Source organism: Brevundimonas sp. GW821-FHT10E09, from assembly GCF_058809375.1.
Window position 1 is genome coordinate 82088 of sequence record NZ_JBXASO010000007.1, and the last position, 20556, is coordinate 102643.

Annotated in this window: 19 protein-coding genes; 8 read left to right on the forward strand and 11 right to left on the reverse strand. The window is 67.2% G+C overall.

The features are described 5' to 3' along the window. Positions 1-64 precede the first annotated feature (64 nt). Positions 65-250, forward strand: coding sequence for a type II toxin-antitoxin system RelE/ParE family toxin (locus AC1RSI_RS08405; RefSeq protein ID WP_154725201.1), 186 nt, complete (start codon positions 65-67; stop codon positions 248-250). Here the strand turns inward: AC1RSI_RS08405 and AC1RSI_RS08410 are convergent. Beyond that, positions 247-741: a group III truncated hemoglobin gene (locus AC1RSI_RS08410; RefSeq protein WP_154725200.1), complete on the reverse strand. Its 495-nt coding sequence runs from the start codon at positions 739-741 to the stop codon at positions 247-249. The two genes, AC1RSI_RS08405 and AC1RSI_RS08410, sit on opposite strands and share 4 nt — an antisense overlap. 229 nt (positions 742-970) lie before the next feature. Between AC1RSI_RS08410 and AC1RSI_RS08415 the strand changes: the two genes are divergently transcribed. After that, positions 971-2581 carry an ABC-F family ATP-binding cassette domain-containing protein gene (locus tag AC1RSI_RS08415; RefSeq protein WP_154725199.1) on the forward strand — a complete coding sequence of 537 codons (1611 nt, stop codon included), beginning with the start codon at positions 971-973 and terminating at the stop codon, positions 2579-2581. Here AC1RSI_RS08415 and AC1RSI_RS08420 read toward each other — a convergent pair. Beyond that, on the reverse strand, positions 2578-3027 hold the full coding sequence (locus AC1RSI_RS08420; RefSeq protein WP_008261133.1) for a tRNA (cytidine(34)-2'-O)-methyltransferase: 450 nt from the start codon (positions 3025-3027) through the stop codon (positions 2578-2580). The genes AC1RSI_RS08415 and AC1RSI_RS08420 overlap by 4 nt on opposite strands. Before the next feature lie 194 nt (positions 3028-3221). On the opposite strand from AC1RSI_RS08420, the gene petA reads away from it, so the two are divergent. The 5 genes from petA to AC1RSI_RS08445 all read left to right on the forward strand — a co-directional run bounded on the left by petA (position 3222) and on the right by AC1RSI_RS08445 (position 9516). Further along, complete coding sequence (gene petA, locus AC1RSI_RS08425) at positions 3222-3764, forward strand: ubiquinol-cytochrome c reductase iron-sulfur subunit (protein ID WP_008260246.1); 543 nt, start codon at positions 3222-3224, stop codon at positions 3762-3764. A 16-nt stretch (positions 3765-3780) separates the two neighbouring features. Further along, positions 3781-5109, forward strand: coding sequence for a cytochrome b (locus AC1RSI_RS08430; RefSeq protein ID WP_154725198.1), 1329 nt, complete (start codon positions 3781-3783; stop codon positions 5107-5109). A gap of 5 nt (positions 5110-5114) precedes the next feature. Further along, positions 5115-5987 carry a cytochrome c1 gene (locus AC1RSI_RS08435; RefSeq protein WP_008261999.1) on the forward strand — a complete coding sequence of 291 codons (873 nt, stop codon included), beginning with the start codon at positions 5115-5117 and terminating at the stop codon, positions 5985-5987. A gap of 151 nt (positions 5988-6138) precedes the next feature. Further along, complete coding sequence (locus tag AC1RSI_RS08440; protein ID WP_154725197.1) at positions 6139-7797, forward strand: M28 family metallopeptidase; 1659 nt, start codon at positions 6139-6141, stop codon at positions 7795-7797. A 69-nt stretch (positions 7798-7866) separates the two neighbouring features. Next, entirely contained in the window at positions 7867-9516 is a 1650-nt protein-coding gene (locus tag AC1RSI_RS08445) for a M28 family peptidase (RefSeq protein ID WP_154725196.1), read from the forward strand. Between the two features lie 66 nt (positions 9517-9582). On the opposite strand, the gene AC1RSI_RS08450 is transcribed toward AC1RSI_RS08445, so the two are convergent. Beyond that, positions 9583-10563 (reverse strand): DUF6607 family protein, encoded by a 981-nt coding sequence (locus tag AC1RSI_RS08450; protein WP_035305041.1) that lies wholly within the window; start codon positions 10561-10563, stop codon positions 9583-9585. Between the two features lie 39 nt (positions 10564-10602). After that, positions 10603-12807, reverse strand: coding sequence for a TonB-dependent hemoglobin/transferrin/lactoferrin family receptor (locus tag AC1RSI_RS08455; protein WP_035305038.1), 2205 nt, complete (start codon positions 12805-12807; stop codon positions 10603-10605). Positions 12808-12917: 110 nt separating this feature from the next. On the opposite strand from AC1RSI_RS08455, the gene AC1RSI_RS08460 reads away from it, so the two are divergent. Then, complete coding sequence (locus AC1RSI_RS08460) at positions 12918-13451, forward strand: hypothetical protein (protein WP_040349386.1); 534 nt, start codon at positions 12918-12920, stop codon at positions 13449-13451. On the opposite strand, the gene ychF is transcribed toward AC1RSI_RS08460, so the two are convergent. From ychF to AC1RSI_RS08495, 7 genes are all read right to left on the reverse strand, one after another. After that, positions 13444-14538, reverse strand: a complete 1095-nt coding sequence (gene ychF / locus AC1RSI_RS08465) for a redox-regulated ATPase YchF (RefSeq protein WP_154725195.1) — start codon at positions 14536-14538, stop codon at positions 13444-13446. The two genes, AC1RSI_RS08460 and ychF, sit on opposite strands and share 8 nt — an antisense overlap. A gap of 70 nt (positions 14539-14608) precedes the next feature. Continuing rightward, complete coding sequence (locus tag AC1RSI_RS08470) at positions 14609-15106, reverse strand: copper chaperone PCu(A)C (protein ID WP_035305029.1); 498 nt, start codon at positions 15104-15106, stop codon at positions 14609-14611. A gap of 12 nt (positions 15107-15118) precedes the next feature. Then, a complete protein-coding gene (locus AC1RSI_RS08475; protein WP_154725194.1) occupies positions 15119-16489 on the reverse strand; it encodes a PepSY-associated TM helix domain-containing protein in 1371 nt (456 codons plus the stop codon). Beyond that, positions 16489-18567 carry a TonB-dependent receptor family protein gene (locus AC1RSI_RS08480; protein WP_035305025.1) on the reverse strand — a complete coding sequence of 693 codons (2079 nt, stop codon included), beginning with the start codon at positions 18565-18567 and terminating at the stop codon, positions 16489-16491. Before AC1RSI_RS08480 ends, AC1RSI_RS08475 begins: the two co-directional genes overlap by 1 nt. A gap of 66 nt (positions 18568-18633) precedes the next feature. Next, positions 18634-19020, reverse strand: coding sequence for a DUF2946 family protein (locus AC1RSI_RS08485; RefSeq protein WP_154725193.1), 387 nt, complete (start codon positions 19018-19020; stop codon positions 18634-18636). Positions 19021-19057: 37 nt separating this feature from the next. Then, positions 19058-19678, reverse strand: a complete 621-nt coding sequence (gene pth, locus AC1RSI_RS08490) for an aminoacyl-tRNA hydrolase (protein WP_035307603.1) — start codon at positions 19676-19678, stop codon at positions 19058-19060. An 87-nt stretch (positions 19679-19765) separates the two neighbouring features. Continuing rightward, positions 19766-20398, reverse strand: a complete 633-nt coding sequence (locus tag AC1RSI_RS08495) for a 50S ribosomal protein L25/general stress protein Ctc (protein ID WP_035307605.1) — start codon at positions 20396-20398, stop codon at positions 19766-19768. Positions 20399-20556: the final 158 nt, after the last annotated feature.

Below are 20556 nucleotides of genomic sequence, written 5' to 3' on the forward strand. Positions count from 1 at the left end.
TGATCCGCGTCTCCAACTTCCTCGCGGATGTCGCCCCCAGAGCTGCATTGAGGGCGGCTGACGTTTGGATCAAGCGCTTAGAACGCTCGAGCTGTTCCCAGAGCGCGCGCCCAAAACAGGGGCTGCATCAAGGGAGTTGGTCGTTCCATTCGGACAGGCAGGCTATATCATCCGTTACCGTATTGAGCGGACGGATGTGGTTGTGCTGCGCATCTTCCACACCCGCGAACATCGCCCTTTCGGACCCTAATCCGGCGTCCACGCCTGCGTAGTCCGCACGAACCGTTCGCCCTTGGCCAGCATCACCCCGCTGGCGGTGGCGATCCCAAGCTCCAGGCTTTCGGCGATGCGTCGGGCGCGTTCGATGAAGTGGTTGGCGGCCACGGGCGGGCAAAGGTCGCGGGCCGTCTCGACGAAAACCTCCAACCAGCGATCGAAATGGCGGGCGTCGATGGGCAGGGGCAGGTGCTTCGGCATAGGTCGCCCCTGATAGACCCCAGTCGACAGGGCGACGGACGACCAGAATAGTTTCATCTGCGCCAGGTGCGGCGCCCAGTCGGTGATACGGTCAGCGAAGATCGGGCCGATCAGGCGGTCGTCACGGACGCGGGCGTAGAAGCCCTCGACCAGGGCGTCGATCATCGCCTCGTCTATGCCGGTCTCGTCGCGCAAACGCTGGACGGCGGCTTCGCGGCGCGCGGCGGCGCCGGCGGGGTCTTCGATGCGGAAACGGCTTTCCATGGAGTCGTCCTAGCGGTCTGGCGAGCAGATCGCCACTGGACCGACGGTCCACCCCGGAAGGGAGGGTTCACGCGGCCGTGTTCGCTTCAGGGGCGACGCGGACTTGCACATCGCACAAATACGACCCATCCTCTTGTCTCTGACGAGTTTTGAGCAGGAGGCTCGAAGATCATGATCATCGCACTGGCAACCGGTTCCGCCCTGTCCGCCATGCTGCTCGTGATTTTCCATGCCAACAAGCCCAAGCCGAAGCGCGTCCCCGTCCGCGCTCGCGACTCTCGACAAGGTCGCCGCTAGAACGCCCGCCGGCGTCACGCTTTTCGACAATCTGAGCCTGACGTTCGGGCCTGAGCGCACCGGCGTCGTCGGTCGCAACGGCGCCGGCAAGAGCACCCTGCTACGTTTGATCTCGGGCGGCCTGTCGCCGGCCGAGGGCGTGGTGACGCGCATCGGGACGATCGGCGTGCTGGATCAGCGCCATGATCCTGCGCCGGGCGAGACGGTCGCCCAAACGCTCGGCGTCGGCGAAGCCCTGGCGGTGATCGAACGGGCGTTGGCCGGCGAGGGCGACGCAGAAGATCTCGCGAACGCGGACTGGACGCTCGAACTGCGGATCGCCGAGATTCTGGCCGAGGTCGGGCTGGCGGACCTGGCCATGGACCGGGCGACGATCAGTCTGAGCGGCGGCGAACAGACCCGGCTGCGGCTCGCCGGCCTGCTACTGGCGCGGCCGGACCTGATCCTGCTGGACGAGCCGACCAATCATCTGGATGTCGAGGCGCGGCGACTGATCGCCGAGGTGCTGGGCCGCTGGGACGGCGGGGCGGTGGTGGTGAGCCATGACCGCGATCTGCTGCGGCGCATGGACCGGATCGTCGAGGTCTCCGGTCTGGGCGTGACCGTATACGGCGGGAACTACGACCTCTATGCCGAGCGCAAGGCGACCGAGCGGGCGGCGGCGGAACGCGATCTGGCGGGCGCCGAACGGACGGCCGCCAGGGTGGGGGCGGACGCCCAGCGCCGTACGGAGATGAAGGCGCGGCGCGACGCAGCCGGACGGCGCAAGGGCGCCAAGGGCGACATGCCGAAGATCCTGATCGGCGCCAGAGCGGAGCGGGCCGAGAACAGCGGCGCCGGCGACCGGCTGCTGGCGGCGCGGCAAGCCGCAGAGGCGGAGGCGGCCCTGGCCACGGCGCGCGAGCGGGTAGAGCGCACCCGCGCCCTGTCGATCCCCATGCCATCGAGCGGGCTGGCTTCAGGGCGGACCTTGCTGGTTCTGGACGATGCGACGTGGGAGACGCCGCAGGGGCGCACCGTCGTGGGTCCGGTCAGCCTGCGGCTGACGGGGCCGGAACGGGTCGCGATCACAGGGCCGAACGGGGCGGGGAAAACGACCCTGCTGCGACTGATCCATGGGGCGCTGGAGCCGACGACCGGACGGGTGGAACGGCTAGGCCGAGCGGTGCTGCTGGACCAAGAGGCTGCGATCTTGAAACCGGAGGAAACCCTGGTCGAGGCCTGGCGGCGGTTCAATCCCGAGGGCTCAATCAATGACGCCCAGGCGGCGCTGGCGCGGTTTCTGTTCCGGAATGTAGCGGCGCATCGCGAAGTCGGCGCGCTGTCGGGCGGCGAGCGGCTACGGGCGGCCCTGGCCTGCGTCATGACAGGGGCCAAGCCGCCGCAACTGCTGATTCTGGACGAGCCGACCAATCACCTGGACCTCGATTCCGTCGCCGCCGTGGATGTCGCGCTGCGGGCCTACGACGGCGCCCTGATCGTGGTCAGTCATGACGCCGACTTTCTGGACGCCATTGGGATCGAGCGGACGATAGCCCTCTAGCCGATCCCGCCTGTCTGGCGCAGCCCCTCCCACAGGGCGATGCCTGCGGTGACCGACAGGTTCAGCGAACGCGCTTCAGGACGCAGCGGAATCACCACGCGGGCGTCGACGGCGGCGTGGACATAGTCCGGCGCGCCGGATGTTTCCTTGCCGAACAGAAGCGTGTCGTCGGGGTGAAAGACGAAATCGGACAGGGGCGTCGCGCCGCGGGTGGTGAACAGAATCAGTCGGCCGGCGGGGCGGTCGCGCTGAAATGCATCCCAGTCGGCGTGCCGGGTCATGTGCGACAAAGGACCATAGTCGAGCGCCGCTCGCTTCATGGCGCGGTCGTCGAAACGAAAGCCCGTAGGCTCCACGACGTGCAGTTCCACCCCGAAACAGGCCGACAGCCGGATGCAGGCGCCGACGTTCTGAGGAATGTCCGGTTGAAAAAGAGCGAGACGCATTCTAATCCCTAGATATACGCGGCCTGGGGGTTTGTCGCGGTCTGTCTGCGAACGTTTCGCAAGAAACGTCAGCGACTTGCGGCCTTAGGCCGCAAATACAGACCGAGGGGAATACTGGGTCTCGCTTTTAGGGTTCGTGCCGCAAAAGAGGAGCGCCAATACAGGCGGTCCCGGCGGTTTTCGAGAGGTGAAACGTGGCCGAGACGGGTGTGATTCCGGAAGGCGAGGGCGATCCGAATCGCCGCGACTTCATCCATATCGCAGCGGGCGCCGCTGCGGTCGGCGCCGGGGCGATGATCGCCTGGCCGCTGATCAACCAGATGAACCCCGCCGCCGACACCCTGGCCCTGGCTTCGATCGAGTTCGACCTGACCAAGGTGCAGGAAGGCCAGCAGGTCGTGATCAAATGGCAGGGCAAGCCGGTCTTCGTGCGCTATCGCACTCCGGCCGAACTGCAGCGCGTCATCGCCGATGATCACGCCTCGGACCTGAAACAGCCCCAGACCGACGCCGAGCGCACCAAGCCAGGCCACGAGAAATATCTGGTCGTGGTCGGATCCTGCACCCACCTGGGCTGCGTGCCGACCTTTGGCGCCGGCGACTACGGCGGCTGGTTCTGCCCCTGCCACGGTTCGCACTATGATGCGTCCGGGCGGATCAGGAAGGGGCCCGCGCCTCTGAACCTGGTGGTGCCCGACTATGAATTTGCGTCCGACACTCGCGTCAAGATCGGGTGAGGGCCAGGGGGAGGAAATGAGCGAACACGAATCCACCTACGTCCCTAAGACGGGCGTCGAGAAGTGGCTGGACACCCGGCTGCCGATCATCCGCTTCGGCGCAGACTACATGTCGCTGCCGACACCCAGAAACCTGAACTACTGGTGGACCTTCGGCGGCATCCTGGCCCTGTGTCTGATGACGCAGATCGTCACCGGCATTGTTCTGGCCATGCACTATACGCCGCACGTCGACCTGGCCTTCGCCTCGGTCGAGCGGATCATGCGCGACGTCAACGGCGGCTGGCTGATCCGCTATGTGCACGCCAACGGCGCGTCGATGTTCTTCATCGCCGTCTATCTGCACATGCTGCGCGGGCTGTACTACGGCTCGTACAAGGCTCCGCGCGAGATGATCTGGATCATCGGCTGCGTGATCTTCTTCCTGATGATCGCGACGGCCTTCCTGGGTTACGTCCTGCCCTGGGGCCAGATGTCCTTCTGGGGCGCCGAGGTGATCACCAATCTGATCGGGGCCATCCCGGTGATCGGCGAGCCGATCCTGATCTGGCTGCGCGGCGGACCGGCGATCGACAATGCGACGCTGAACCGCTTCTTCTCGCTCCACTATCTGCTGCCCTTCGCCATATTGGGCTGCGTCGTGCTGCACCTGTGGGCGCTCCACTCGGCGGGTCAGAACAATCCGGTCGGCATCCTGATCCCCAAGGATCGGACGAAGAAGGACATGTTGCCCTTCCACCCCTATTTCACGCTGAAGGACGGGTTCGCGATCATCCTGTTCCTGCTGCTGTTCGCGATCTTCGTCTTCTATCAGCCGAACGCCCTGGGACACGCCGACAACTACATCCCGGCCAACCCGCTGCAGACCCCGGCGCACATCGTGCCCGAGTGGTACATGCTGCCCTTCTACGCCATCCTGCGCGCCATCCCGGACAAGTTCGGCGGCGTGGTGGCGATGTTCAGCGCCATCGGCGTGCTGTTCGTCCTGCCCTGGCTTGATACGTCCAAGGTCCGGTCGATGCGGTATCGCCCGACCATGCGGACCTTCTTCTTCATCTTCCTGGTGGTCGGCGTGGGCTTGGGCTGGTGCGGTGGTCAGCTTCCGGACGCGCCGGTCATTCCGGGGTTGGGCGGCGTGGTTCTGCTGGACGGCAACCTGAACTCCTACCTGTGGCTGACGCGGCTGTTCACGGCCTACTACTTCCTCTTCTTCCTGGTGATCCTGCCGTTCGTGGGCTTGAAGGAGACGCCGCTGCCGATCCCGGCGACCATTTCCGAGCCGGTCCTGACCGGTGCGGACGCGATGCCGGCTTTCGCCCCGGCCTCGCCCGAGAAGAGGGGGTGAGGGCCATGATGACCGTGAAAACCAACGCCTCGATGTCCAGGCTCATCGCCTCGGCGGCTGTAGCTTTCGGCCTGCTGGCCGCGGCCCCGGCCCTGGCTGCTGGCGGGGCCGCCCATCCGCGCTCGGGCGGGTTCAGCTTCGAAGGGCCGTTCGGCGTCTATGACCAGGGCCAGCTTCAGCGCGGCTACAAGGTCTATCAGGAGGTTTGCGCCGCCTGCCACAGCATGAACCTGATGCACTATCGCAATCTGGGTGATCGCCACGGGCCGTTCTGGAATCCGAAATATCCGAACCCGAACGACAATCCGGTGGTCAAGGCCCTGGCCAAGGAGGTCCAGGTCCCGGACATCGACAGCGAGACCGGTGAACCGATCCAGCGCGACGCCACTCCGGCCGACAAGTTCCGCAGCCCTTACCCGAACGCGACGGCCGCCGCCGCAGGCAACGGCGGAGCGGCGCCGCCTGATCTGTCGGTGATGGCCAAGGCCCGCCACGACGGCGCCAACTATATCTACTCTCTGCTGTCGGGCTATCGCGCGGCGCCGGCGGGCCTGACCATCCGAGAGGGGCAGCATTACAACCCCTATATGGCCGGCGACCTGACGCCCTTCTGGACGGGGGACAAGCACCATGTGCCGGAGGGGGGCTTCATCGCCATGCCGCCGCCGCTTCGGAACGGCCAGGTGACCTATGACGACGGCTCGCCCCAGACGGTGGACCAGTACGCCAAGGATGTGGCCGCCTTCATCGCCTGGACGTCCGAACCGAAGATGGTCGAACGCAAACAGGCCGGCTTCGGTGTGATCATTTTCCTGCTGATCTTCGCCGGCCTCACCTACGCCAGCTATCGCCGCGTCTGGAAGGGCGTCGCCCACTAGGCGCAGGTTCAAATGACCTGATCATCAGCCCGCCGAAGTCCGCTTCGGCGGGCTTTTGTTTGCGACAAATGGCGCGTGACACGGAATCGACATGATGGATTTCGCCCCCTAGGGTCGGCGACTTCATTTCCGGCTGTGGGGCCTCGTGTTCATGCGTATCGTCTCTTCTTTCGCCGCCGTGCTGATGGCCGGCGTCACCCTGTCCGCCTGCGCCACCGTCGGAGCGGATCAGGCCGCGCCGTCCTTCGACGCCGCGCGGATTTCGGAGGATATCCGCGTCCTGTCGAGCGACGCCTATGAGGGACGCGGCATCGCCACCCCGGCTGAAGAGAAGGTCGTCCAGTACCTGAGCGCTCAATATGCGGCCGCCGGTTTCGAGCCGGGCGGTCCCAACGGCCAGTGGACCCAGGACGTCATCCTGAACCGTTTCGTCCAGTCCAACGTCCATGCCTCGCTGAAGCTGGGGGACTGGAGCCTGCCGATGACCCAGGGCCGCGAGGTAGCCATTTCCACCCGCCGTCCGGCCGAGCATGTCAGCCTGAAGGACGCGCCCCTGGTCTTCGTCGGCTACGGCATCAATGCGCCCGAGCGGAACTGGAACGACTTCAAGGACCAGGACTTGCGCGGCAAGATCCTGGTCGTCCTGGTCAATGACGCCGATTTCGAGGAGCCGGCGCTGAACACCTTCGGCGGCAAGGCCATGACCTATTACGGCCGCTGGACCTACAAGTACGAGGAGGCCGCCAAGCACGGGGCGGCGGGCGTGCTGATCGTGCACGAGACGGCGCCGGCCTCTTACGGCTGGGCGACGGTCGCCAACTCCTGGGGCGTGCCGCAGTTCGACATCCTGAGGCCCAATGCGGCGGCCGAGCGGGTGCCGATGGAGGGCTGGATCCAGCGCGATGTGGCGGTGGACCTGTTCCGCCGCGCAGGACTGGATTTCGAGGCGCTGAAGGTCCAGGCGCGCAGCCGCGACTTCCAGCCCGTCGCCCTGACCGGCGCGTCCTTCTCGACCGAATTCGACGTGGCGACCAATCAGGTCACCAGCCACAATGTCATCGCGCGCCTGCCGGGCACGACCCATCCGGACGAGACGGTGCTGTACACCGCACACTGGGACCATATCGGCATGGGCGAGCCGGACGCGACGGGCGACCGGATTTTCAACGGCGCCGTCGACAACGCCTCGGGCACCGCCGGCCTGCTGGAACTGGCGCGGATGTACGGACGCGCCCCTCGCACCGAACGCTCTGTCGTTATGATCAGCTTCACCGGCGAGGAAAGCGGTCTGCTGGGTTCGGAATACTACGCCGTGAACCCGGTCTATCCGCTGCCCAGGACGGTGGGCGGGTTCAACATGGATTCGATGAACGTCTATGGCCGTGTCACGGGGCTGGGCGTCACCGGATACGGCCAGTCCGATTTCGATGAGCGGTTGGCCGTCGCGATCCAGTCACAGGGCCGTAGTCTGGTCCCGGATTACGAGAACGCGGCCGGCACCTATTATCGCTCGGACCACTTCCCCCTGGCCAAGCGGGGCGTGCCCATGGCCTACGCCGGCAGCCGGGGCGACTTCCGCGATGAACCGATCGCCGAACGCCAGGCTGCGCGCGCTGAATACGGCGCCAAACGCTATCACCAGGCGGCGGACGAATGGTCGCCGGACTGGGACTACAGCGGCATGATCGAGGATCTGACGGTCTTCTATGATGTCGGTCGCGCCCTGGCGAACGGCCGGGACTGGCCGGAATGGAAGACGGGGTCCGAGTTCGGCCCCGTGCGGGCCACGACGGCGTCCGAGCGTCCCTGATATCTGTGAAAACCGGGGGCCGGGACGCGATCCTGGCTCCCTGTCTATTCGTCTGTTCGAGCCGCCCGCATGATCCTTCGTCGTTCCCCCTTCATCGCCCTGGCGGCGCTGGTCCTGACCGCCTGCGCAGGCGCGTCCGTCAGCCCGCCGCCCGCCCGGCTGGACGCCTTCGCCACGGCCTCGGCGGCGACGCCGCAGTTCAGCGCCCAGCGTCTGTCCGACCACATCAAGTACCTGGCCTCCGACGAGTTGGAGGGCCGCTTCCCCGGCCTGATCGGTGAGCAACTGACTCTGGCCTATCTCCAGCGCCAGTATGAGGCCATGGGGCTGGAGCCGGGCGGACGGGACGGATCCTGGCTGCAACCGGTCGATCTGGTGCGGTTCACGCCGGAGCGTGCGCCGACGGCCGCCTGGACCGGCGCCGACGGCGTCCGTCACGCCCTGGTTTCGGGAACGGACATCACCTTGCGCGCGGGACCGGCCGATCCGATGGTCAAGATCGACGGTGCGCCGCTTGTCTTCGCCGGCTACGGAATCGTGGCTCCGGAGCGGGGATGGGACGACTATGGCGACGCCGATCTGACGGGCAAGGTGGTGGTGATCCTGCGCGCCCAGCCCGACGCCCTGGGCGTCGATCCGAACTTCTACGGCTCGGGCACGCACAAGACCCAGGAGGCGCTGAAGCGCGGCGCGGTCGGGGTGATCAGTCTTCAGGACAACGACGGCCGCTGGCGTCGGGCCGTCGGCGGCGCGACCCGGCCGCAGATGACGGTCAAGGGCGCAAAGGATGCGCGATTCACCGGATCCATCAGTCCGGCGACGGGGACCGCCATCGGTGGAGACGTTCTGACCGAGGCCCTGGCGCGCGCCAAGACCGGCGGCCTGGGCGGGGTGGTGGACCTGGGCGTGCGGCTGGACGTCGACATCGCCGAAACGACCGAGGTCATTCACTCGAACAATCTGCTGGCCAGGATTCCCGGGGCGACGCGGCCTGACGAATATGTCGTCTATTCCGCGCACTGGGATCACGTCGGCAAGGCCAAGGAGCCGAACGCCGAGGGCGACGACATCTTCAACGGCGCCTGGGACAACGCCTCGGGCACGGCGGGCCTGATCGAGATGGCGCGCGCCTTCAAGGCCGGGCCGGCGCCGGAACGGACGGTGGTCTTCCTGCACGTCACGGCCGAGGAACAGGGACTGCTGGGCTCGGAAGCCTATGCCGCCGATCCGGTCTATCCGCTGGCGAAGACGGCGGCGGACATCAATATCGACATGCTGCCCTTCACCCCCGCGACGCGCGACGTCGCGGTGTTCGGCGCCGGCAAGTCGGAGCTGGAAGATATTCTGGGCCGGTTCGCCGCCGTGCAGGGCCGCACGGTGACCGGCGACGGCTATCCGCAGGAAGGTTTCTACTACCGCTCCGACCATTTCAACTTCGCCGCAGGCGGGGTGCCGGCCCTGATGCCGTGGAGCGGTCGTGACTTCGTAGAGGGCGGGCTGGAGGCGGGCACGCCGTACTACGAGGCCCAGATGGCGCGCTATTATCACCAGCTGACCGACGAATGGCGGGCCGACTACGACTTCACCGCGGCCTTCCAGAACCTGGATCTGCTGTACCGGCTGGGGCTGACGGTGGCCGACAGCGAGACCTGGCCGGCCTGGAAACCCAGCGCGGAATTCAACGCCATCCGCGACGCCAGCGCCGATCAGCGGCGCTAAATACGAAAACGGCGGCCCGGAGGGGAGCCCGGGCCGCCGTCGATCATCCGTCGCTGGCCTTAGCGGTCAGCGGGCGGATGTCGCCTCGGCGATCAGGACGCGCGCCTGGGCGATCGCGTCCGCCTCTGTAGTTTCGCCGTCGGCCAGGGACTGGGCTAGGTCCATCAGCGGCGCGCCGGTGACGGAGCCGGTCTGGGCCTCCTGCTGCAGATGGACGCCGTTTCCGGCGACGATGGCGTCATCCCAGGCCTGGCGCACGGCGGCCCAGAAGCCCTGGGTCTTGGCCCAATAGGCGTCGCCGGCCGCAGGGGAATAGCCGGTCGACCGGTCATAGGTGTTGATCACATCCTCCTGGACCACGGCGACCGGCGCGCCGCCCGCCTTGCCCGACATTTTCACATTGTCCTGGATATGGACCCAGCCGTTCGGCGTCAGGATGTGGCGGTTGGTCCCCAGATAGCGGTCATAGACGGGGTTCCGCACCGCATCGCGCCGCGCCAGCGGCCGCCAGGTCGGGTCGGACGTCCAGGCCGACAGGCCGTTGTCATAGGTCCAGCGACCGACGCCGCCGTAACGGGGCGAGTCGTCGGTCTGCCACACGGTCTGGGACCAGGCGCCCTGGCGCTGATCGGCCGGGACGGGCGTCAGCACCCACTGGTTCGGCCCGGCGTAGGTCAGCACCGTCTGAGGCTGATAGACCCAGTCCTGACGCCAGTGCTTGATGACGATGACCTGGCCCTCATGCTCCATGACCAGGATGTGTTGCAGACTGATCCGGTCGCCCTGGTCATAGACGACGCGGACGATCTCGCTGCCGCCCGACAGTTGCTCCTCCAGCGGGTCGTAGTCGGCCTGGAAGCTGACGTTCTCGCGCATGTCGAAATGGACGCGATACTGGCCGGCCTGGGCCAGGATCGACTGGCGATCCCGTTCGAAGGCGCTGGCGGGGGTGGAAGCCGCAGTCGGGGCGACGGCTCCGGCTTCCAGCGCCTGGGCGGCGGGCGCAGCGGCGGTCAGCAGGGCGGCGGCGATCAGGATGGCGCGCATGGGACGAGGGCTCTTGATGTGGGGGATGTGCATGGTCGCTTACAGACGCAGGGTCAGGGACAGACCGAAGTTGCGGCCCGGCTGGGTGTAGGCGTCCTTGATGGACGAGGCGGCGGACAGGCCGCGCACGTCGCTCCACCAGCCGTATTTCTCGTCGAGAAGGTTGAAGGCGCCGGCCCGCAGTGTGGCGCGCTCGGTGACGTTCCAATAGGCGGTCACGTCGAGAAGGGTGAAGCTGTCGCCGGTGTAGCAGGCCGATCCGCACGACAGTTCATAGGTGGCGGCGTCCTTCCTGTCCGACCAGGTCACGACGGCCGAACCGCCCCAGACCCCCGAAGGCGCGGCATAGTTCAGGCCGCCGACCAGTTTGATCGGATCGACGCTGCTGAGCTGGGTCTTCTCACCGTCCGTTTCCTGCTCGCCGTCCGCAAAGGCGGCGGAGACGATCAGGCTGAGGCCATTGCTCCAGGCGATGTCGCCTCTGGCTTCCAGCCCCCAGATGTCGACATTGGTCAGGTTGACGTACTGATAGATCAGCGGATCGACGCCCGGCACGCCCGTGCCCGACGCCACCACCTGTTCGATGAAGTTGTCATAATGGGTGCTGAAGGCCGTGGTCTGGAGCCGCAGCTCGCCCCCGAAGGCCGCGATGTCGCGGAACCGCAGGCCGCCTTCGATACTGTCGCTGGTTTCGGGCTTGAGGTCCGGGTTGGGGATCGAGGTGTAGCCGTAGACGGGATTTTCGAAATAGTTGTTCACCTGCATCGGCGACGGGGCGCGGAAGCCTTCGGCGTAGTTGGCGAACAGGCCGAAGCGACGGTCGGCCCACCAGACGACGCCCAGCTTGGGCGAGATGTGGTCTTCCGACTGGCCCGTGGCCGAGGCAGGGAACAGGGCGTCGACTTCCGGCGACAGGTCGTACCAGTCGTAGCGTACGGCGGGGATGATGCTGAGCGCGCCGCCCAGCATCTCGATCTCGTCCTGAACGAACAGACCCGCCAACTGGTAGTCGGTCTTGGGGAAGGCGCGGGTCGGGAAGGTTTCGCCGACGGGCGGGGTGACGCCGTCGCGGACGCCTTCCTGCGTGGTCATCGACCAGTCGCCGCCGACCGTGACACGGTGTTCCACCGCCCCGCCCGCGCCGAAGACGCGCGCGCCTTGGGCGGCCAAGCCGTAGACGGTGTTGTCGAAGGTGGTGTCGCGGACCCGGTCCACAGCGGGGCTTCGATCTTCATAGGTATACTGGCGGGTGGTCGCATCCTGCCAGTAGGCGCTGACCGAACCGCTCTCGAAGCCGGCGAAGTCCTGGAAGCGCCACTCGCCCTTGAGGCTGTCGCGCTGGGCTTCGTCATGGGCGGTGACGGCCAGAACCGTCGCCGACCGGGCGGTCAGCGCGTCGCCGTCCATTTCGGAGTCGAGGTGGTCATAGGTCAGGCGCAGCGCATGGCCGGGCGCCACGTCCCAGACCAGCTTGGCCAGGATGGCGTTGGAGGTGAAGTCCTGCGGATTGGGTTGGGTTCGGGCCGAACCGACGCCGCCGACCTCGCCCTGGTTCTCCGTCTCCTGGTGATCGCGGCGGGTGTAGGCCAGCAGGCCCGAAACCGACCCCGTGCGGCCGGCGACGGCAAGACTCTCGGTCCAGCCTTCATCTGCCGAACTATAGGCCGCCCGTGCCCGTGCGCCGAAATCCTGGCTGACCTTCAGGAAATCGGACGGGTCCTTGGTGGTGAAGGCGACGGCGCCGGCGACGCCGTCCGAACCATACAGGGCCGATGCGGGGCCGCGCAGGATCTCCACCGACTTGACCATGTCCAGGTCGTTATAGTCGCCGCGACCGACCGCCTGGGCGCCGAAGCTGAAGCCGCTGGGCAGGCGCACCCCGTCGTTGATGATCAGCACGCGGTCGCCGCCCATGCCGCGAATGGTGAAGCCCGAATTGCTGTCGCGACCGCCGCCTGACAGCGCCAGGTTGAAGCGGGCGGGGGAGGTCGGCACGCTGACGCCCGGTTCGAACCGAATCAGATCCTTGATGTCGGTGGCCAGCATGGTCTCGATCTGGTCGGCGCTGATGACGCTGACCGTGGCGGGCGTGCGTGACGCCAGACGCTCCGACCGCGTGCCGATCACGATGACCGGATCGACCTCGGTCGCCGGCGCGTCGGCCGCTTCGGCGCACGCGGGCTGGGCGATCAAGACCGAACCGAAGGCGGCTGCGGCGGTGGAGAGGAGGAGTAGGTTGCGCATAATGGCCCCGCTTGATGACAGGCGGAGGTGTTACTGCGAACGATTATCAGGATCAACCGCAATGAGGACGCGGGTTTGAACCCCAGCCTTGGCCGTGGTGTTGTAGGCGGATGAAATATGCGTTCTTCCCGATGGTTGCGGCCATCGCCCTGCTGACCGCCTGTGGAGACAACGGGGTCAATCCTCCGGACGAGCCGGCGCGTCCGCTCAGGACGCCTGAGGCGATGCAACAGGTGGAGGCGCCGGGCCCGTCCTCTCTGGCCGGCCGCGGCCCGCGCAGCTTTGTGGGAATCTGGGCCGCCAACCCCGTCTGGTGCGCCCATCCGCAGGGCGAGCGGGCGCCCATCACCCTGACGCCGATGCGGTTCGAAGCCCCTGGCGTCGCCTGTGACATCGCTCGGATTGAAGAGACCGGAGCGGGCTATGTGGCCACCCTGGCCTGCGCCGCTCAGGGGCAGGCCAAGCGCGAGCGGGTTCATATGGCCGCCACCGGCGACGTGATGAACCTGACCTACGTCGACAGGGACATGAAAACGGTGAAACTGGCGCGCTGCCCCGGCTCGCCGCGCGCGCCGGATCCCGCCAATCCGTTGGAAAGCATGATGAAGAAGGAGCCGGAGGCCCCCGCTTCGAAACCTAGTTGAACAGGAAGTTCATCACGTCGCCGTCCTTGACGACATAGGTCTTGCCTTCCGCACGCAGCTTGCCGGCTTCGCGCGCCTTGGCTTCGCCGCGCAGGGCGACGAAGTCGTCGAAGGCGATGGTTTCGGCGCGGATGAAGCCCTTCTCGAAGTCGGTGTGGATGACGCCGGCCGCCTGGGGCGCGGTGTCGCCGACGTTGATCGTCCAGGCGCGGGCTTCCTTGGGGCCGACCGTGAAATAGGTCTGAAGTCCCAGCAGCTTGTAGGCCTCGCGGATCAGGCGGTTCAGGCCGGGTTCTTCCAGACCCAGGGTCTCGAGGAACTCCTTCTGCTCCTCGTCGTCCAGCACGGCGATCTCGGATTCGATCTGGGCCGAGATGACGACCGAATTGGCGTTGTCCGTGGCGGCGCGGGCGGCGACCTTGTCCGACAGCTCATTGCCCTTGTCGGCCGAACCTTCCTCGACATTCGAGACATAGAGGGCGGGCAGGGCGGTCAGCAGTTGCAGCATGTGCCAGGCCTTGGCGTCCTCCTTGGACACGTCGGCTGTGCGGGCGGGCTTGCCGGCGTTCAGCTGGGCCAGGGCCAGATCGACCAGTTTCAGCGTCAGGCCGGACTCCTTGTCGCCGCCCTTGGCGCGCTTCTCCAGCTGGGGCCGGCGGCGCTCCAGGCTTTCCATGTCGGCCAGCATCAACTCGGTCTCGATGATCTCCAGATCGGCGATCGGATCGATGCGGTTCTCGACGTGGGTGATGTCGTCATCGACGAAGCAGCGGGCCACGAAGGCCACGGCGTCGCAGTCGCGGATATTGGCCAGGAACTGGTTGCCCAGGCCCTCGCCCTTGGACGCGCCGCGCACCAGGCCGGCGACATCGACGAAGGTGATGCGGGCGGGGATGATTTCCTTGGACCCGGCGACCTCGGCCAGGGCGTTCAGGCGCGGCTCTGGCACGGCCACGTCGCCGGTGTTCGGCTCGATGGTGCAGAACGGATAGTTGGCCGCCTGGGCCGCCGCCGTCTTGGTCAGGGCGTTGAACAGGGTGGACTTGCCGACATTGGGCAGGCCGACGATCGCGACTCTAAGGGCCATGGGATTCCTCGTGAGGCGCGAGCCTTTAGCCGGTTCAAACCGGTTTGTCAGGCTCGCGCTTCAAAAGGCGTCAGTGCGCGCCGTGATCCATGCCCGCCATGGCCGCCATTGCGGGTTGGCGCACCGCCGCCTGCACCGTCACCTCGGGCGCCGAGGCGAACTTCAGGGTCAGGGGCACGGTCTCGCCGGCGACCAGGGGGGCGGTCAGGCCGATCAGCATCAGATGATTGCCGCCGGGCGCCAGACCGACCGCCTGACCGGCCGGTAGCGGCAGGCCTTCGGTCAACTGCGCCATCTTCATCATGCCGTTCTCGGTCTTCATCTCGTGGACCTGAAGCTCGCCGGCGCGGGGTGTGGCGCCGCCGGTCAGTCGGTCGTCGGTGGTCGCGGTCAGGGTGACGTAGCAGCCGCCGGCCTTGGCCCCGTTCGGCGAAGGCCGGCACCAGGCGTTGGCGGCGGTCACGGCCGCCGTGGCTGTGGGCGACTCCGGCGCCGTCTTGGCCTCTTGCGGCGGGTTGCAGGCCGCCAGTGCGAGGGCGATGGCGGCGAGGGATAGATGGGTCTTCATGGCGTCGTTCTTTCAGGAAACGGCGGGACTGCGCCGGATCATCGGCCGCACGGCTCGATCGAGCAATACGGCGAAGACCAGGCTCAGGCCCGTCAGGGGATAGAGGAGGGCGAGGGGCAGGACGATGCCCAGCACGGCGGCGCGGACGCGCGGTCCCGGCGGGGCGGGCGGGCCGCCCAGGCGAAGCCGCGACAGGTTCGGCGGGCGGCGTTTCCACCACATGACCAGACCGCTGATCGCCAGCAGCCAGACGCCGATACAGCCCAGCAGCATGACGATCCGGTTCACCTGGCCGTACTGTGTGCCCTGGTGGGTGTAGACGCCCCATTCGATCGCCTTGGCGCCCGCGCCGAACTGGTCGTAGCCGAGGTCGGCCAGCACATGGCCCGAGGCGGCGTCCACATACAGGGAACGGCTGTCCTGGACCCGGCGGGCCTGGGTCGTGATCGTATAGGCCGTGCCCGGGGCGGCGGGAATGGAGACGGCGTAGGGGCGGGCGAGACCCGCGTCGTCGGCTGTCTTCAGCACCCGACCCAGGGCGCCGTGGCCCGCATGATCGTGGGCCATGACCATGCCCTCCAGGGTCCATCCGGCGCCGAGCGGCTGGTCATGATGTTCGGCCCTTTGCCAGGCCCCGGCGACGGGGGCCGGGGGGCGGCCCAGGCCGCTGGATTTGACAACGTCCATGACCGTAGCGCCCCAGAAGGCCGACCAGGGCATGCCGGTGACCGCCAGGAACAGCACGACCCCGCCGACATAGACGCCGGTCAGGGCGTGCAGGTCGCGCCAGAAGGGGCGATGTCGGGCATCGGTCGTTCGGAGCGAGACGGTGGCGACGGCCCGCCCACGCGGCCACCACAGATAGAGGCCGGTGGCGAACAGGATGATGGTCCAGCCCGCCACGATCTCCACCAGGACGTTGAACGGCCGACCCAGCAGGGTCAGGCTGTGGGTCTTCTTGACCAGCTCCATGAAACCGCCGGCGGGAATCACGCCGGTGGCGCGGCCTGTGTGCGGATCGACGAAGACCGTCTTCTGCACCCCGTCGGGCCGATCCACCCGCAGGCGGACGGCCTGGTCCGGCCGGGCGGGCAGGACCAGATTGGCGACCCGGCCGCCGCCGGCGGCCTGGACCGCCGACGTCAGCCATGTTTCTGGGGCTGCCTGGGCCTGACCTGCTTGGGACTGAACCGCCGGCACGCGGATCATGTCGCGATAGAGGGCGCCGTCGATCTCGTCCTTGAACAGATAAAGGCCGCCGGTCAGGGCCAGCAGCATCAGCACGGGCATGACGAAGACGCCGGCGTAGAAATGCCAGCGCCAGACGGCCCGGTAGGCGCCGGACAGATCGTCCGGCGCCGAGGTTGCGGCCTTGCCGGCCATCAGTAGCTCATCCTCACGCCGACATAGGCCGAGCGGCCCTCGCCGGGGAAGAAGACGGCGGTCGAGACGCTGGCCAGGCTGGCGTCGGTGACGGCGCTGAAGTTCGAGACATAGGCCTCGTCGAACAGGTTGCGTACGTCGGCGAAGACGGTCAGTCCGTCCCGCACGGTCCAGCCCATGTTCAGGTTCGCCACCGTATAGGCGGGCGACTTCAGGGTCGGCGTATTGGCGTAGTCGACCCAGGAATCGGCCATCGACCATTCCAAGCTGGGCGCCACGAACCAGCCGGCCGGGTGATCATACCTCAGCTCGGCCCGGTACAGATGAGGCGGCACGACCGGCAGGTCATTGTCGCCGTAGACCTTGTCTCCGTCGAAGAAGAAGTCCGAGAAGGCGTAGGTCTGGCGGAGCCGCCATTGCGGCGCGATCCGCCAATCCAGCCCCGCTTCGATCCCCTGGTGAACGGTCGGTCCGGCGTTGAATGTGGCGGGAAGCCCCGTCACATTAGGCAGGAAGTTCAGCAGTTCGTGGTCCAGTTCGGCGCGATAGGCGGTGACGTCCCAGGTCACGGGGCCGCGGCGACCGCGCGTGCCGATTTCCCAGGTGACGGCCTCCTGCGGAACCAGGGGCTGATAGCCGTCGGCCGTCGGCGACAGGGCCGAGAAGTTGGGCGGTTCGACCGAGCGGGTGACATTGGCGAACACCTGATCGCCTTCCTCGCTTTCCCACAACAGGCCGGCGCGGGGCGCGAACCAGTCAAACGTCTTATCGACGCTCAGGTCGATCGTGCCGGCGACGCCGGGGACCACATAGCTTTGATAGTCGCGTTCTGCGCGGCCCCAGGTTCCCCCGGCGACCAGGGCGAGGCGGTCGGTGACGAACAGCCGCCCCTCGCCGAAGACGTCCAGCCCCTTGCCGTTCTGGAAGCTGCGGGCGCGCAGACCGTTCTGCTGGCCGGCCAGATTGGCCCACTGTTTGGCGTCCAGATCGCCCTGGCGGTACCAGGCGCCGTAGAAGGCGTCGGCGCGCAGGCCGGCGACCTGACCCTGCCAGTCGAACCGGCCGAAGGCGCCGTAGTTGCGGCTTTCCTGGTCGATGACCTGGAAGATCGGGTGGTCCAGATCCTTCCAGGTTCCATAGACGGCGCCCTCGAACACGGTGGATTGGTCCAGCCGCCAGTGCGTCTGCACCGTCGTGCGGATCGACTGCATATTGCGCTGATAATTCAGGCTGAGATTGCCCAGGTTGGCCTTCTCCGGCTGGGTCAGGGCGTCGTTCAGGCTGACGCTGCCGGGGATTTCCTGGTGGATGTCGCCGCCCGAGACGAGCAGGCGCACCTCGCGGTCCTGACCGAAGCTACGGCCGATGTTGGCGGACAGGTGCAGGGACTTGCCCTCGCTCTGCTGACGCCAGCCGTCCACGCTCTGGCCGGTGACGGCGGCGAAGCCGTCCCAGTCGCCGCGCACGCCCGCGACCTCGGCATGGGCGCGCACCGTGCCATAAGAGCCGCCGTCCAGACGCAGGTTCAGGTTCGACGCCGCCGTGCGGCCAGTCGGCGTCACCAGATTGATCGCCCCGCCCAGCAGGGCGCCGCCGAAGCGCAGGGCGTTGCCGCCCTTGTAGACCTCGGTATAGCGGGCGATCAGCGGGTCGATCAGCTGGAAGTCGCCGAAGCCGTCGGCCTCGTTGAACGGCACGCCGTCCTGGGCCAGCAGGGTGCCGCGATTGTGGCTGGAGTTGCCTATGCCCGAGCCGCGGATCGACAGACGGATGTCGCCGCCCCACTTCTTCTGGGCATAGACGCCGGGGGCGTCGCGCAGAACGTCGGCCAGATTGGGCGCGTAGCGATCAGCGTAGGATTCGGCCGAGACGACGGCGACCGCGCCGGGCGTGCGCGACAGGCGTGCCCGCGCCTCGGCGACAACGGCGGGGTCGTCGGCGTTGCGGCGGGCGGTGACAATGACGCTGTCCAGCACGGTCGGCTCTGAAGGCGGCGTGGCGGGCTGCTGAGCGAAGGCTGGGCCGGCCAGGGCGGCGAGCAGCAGGGCGCAGGGCGCCGCAGTGGTCTTGAGAGACATGGTGATCCTGAAGTCAGAACGAGAAGGGCGCGCGGGCGAAGGGCCGGCGCGGGCTTTGGGTCTGGTTCAGGCGTGGGGCGGTGCGGTGGACGGCGGACGCGGCGGCGCGCGCGCCGGGGGCGGCGGGCTGACGCGGGCGGGCGAATAGACGACCGTCTCGACCGTGCGGATGACCGGCGCAGGTTCGGGCGCTGGCGGAGCGGGCAGGGCGGCCGCGAGAGGCACGACGCAGGCGGCGCACTTGGCACCCAGATGCTTGTTGACCGGGCCGTCCATCCCGCCGGACTGGATGGTCTGGGGCCCTTCTGCGGAACAGATGACCAGAGGCTGTCCGTGTTGCACCGCCGCCAGGGCCCCGAAGGGCAGCAGGGCGCCGAGCATGAGGGCGAACACCGCCGCCAGGAAGGCGAGCGACTTCGATGTCGACCAATGATCGGCGCCGGAACGGTTCACGCCTCGCCTCTACGGCGTTTCCGCCAGGCCGTACAGGCTACAGTTCGCCGCGCGCCGCCTGGCGGGGGCTGAACTTGGGCGCAGGAGCCAGGCGCATGACCTCGCCCTGATAGCGCTCGTCGTCGCCGGCGGCGGCGAAGGGAAGGGCGTCGGCGCAGGCCTGGAGCAGGGCGTCCAGCCAGGGCTGTTCGGCCTTGTGGAAGTCGCCCAGGACATGGGGCATGACCATCTCCTTCTCGCCGGGATGGCCGATCCCCATGCGCGCGCGACGGAAGTCGGGCCCCAGATGGCTGATCAGCGAGCGGACGCCGTTCTGGCCTGCGGCGCCGCCGCCGGTCTTCATGCGGAACCGGCCGGGGGCCAGGTCGATCTCGTCGTGGAAGACGATGATCTCGGACGGCTTGATCTTGTAGAAGCGTGCGGCCTCGCCCACGGCCCGCCCGCTCTCGTTCATATAGGTCTGGGGCTTCATCAGCAGGACCTTGACCGGTCCGTCCGCCGTATCGACCAGGCCCTCGCTGACGATCGACTGAAACTTGGCCCGCTCGGGCCCGAAGCGCCAGCGCCGCGCGATCTCATCGGCGGCCATGAAGCCGATGTTGTGGCGGTTCTTCTCGTATTTGGCGCCCGGATTGCCGAGCCCGGCGATGATGATCATGGCGTCCTCATGCCGCGTGCGTCGCCCAAAGAAAAGCCCCGCCGCGGCGAACCGGGCGGGGCCTGATCTTGTCGATGCGACGAAGGCTTAACCTTCGGTCTTCTCGGTCGGAGCGGCTTCGGCCTCGGCGGCTTCATCGGCGGCGGCCGACATGGCGGCGGACGAGACCTTGATGGTGGCGATCACGAAATCGCGGTCGGTGATGGTCGGCTCGACGCCCTTGGGCAGTTCGATGTCCGAGAAGCGGATGGTGTCGCCCATCTGCGACTTGATGAGATCGACGACCAGTTCTTCCGGAATGCTGTCGGCCTTGACCATGATTTCGACCGCGTGGCGGACGACTTCCAGCGAGCCGCCCTGACGGACGAACGGCGCGTCATCGGCGTTCTTGAAGTAAACCGGAACCTCGATCTTGATCGGGGCGTGTTGATCGACGCGCATCAGGTCGAAGTGCATCGGGCGGTCCGACACCGGGTCGAACTGGATGTCCTTGGCGATGACCGGCTGGGTCTCTTCGCCGTACTTCAGCGTGACCAGGTGGCCCAGCAGCTTGCCGGTGTAGAGCGACTTGCGGAAGTCCTTCTCGTTCACCGCCACGGCGACGGGGGCCTTGTCGCCGCCGTACAGGACGCCCGGCACGAAACCGGCGCGACGGGCAGCGCGTGCGCTGCCGGTGCCGACGCCATCGCGGACGTCCACGTTCAGAATGATCTCGGCCATCTGGCTCGCCTCAACAACAACGGAAACACCGCGCCAACCCTGGGCCCGCGCGGCGGGGGTCATGAACCCTCGAATTCAAGAGCGCGGGCTATTACACGCATCATGATGGATGTGCAACCGCCCTGACGGTAAATGGAACGGCAGGACGGTCTTGGCGG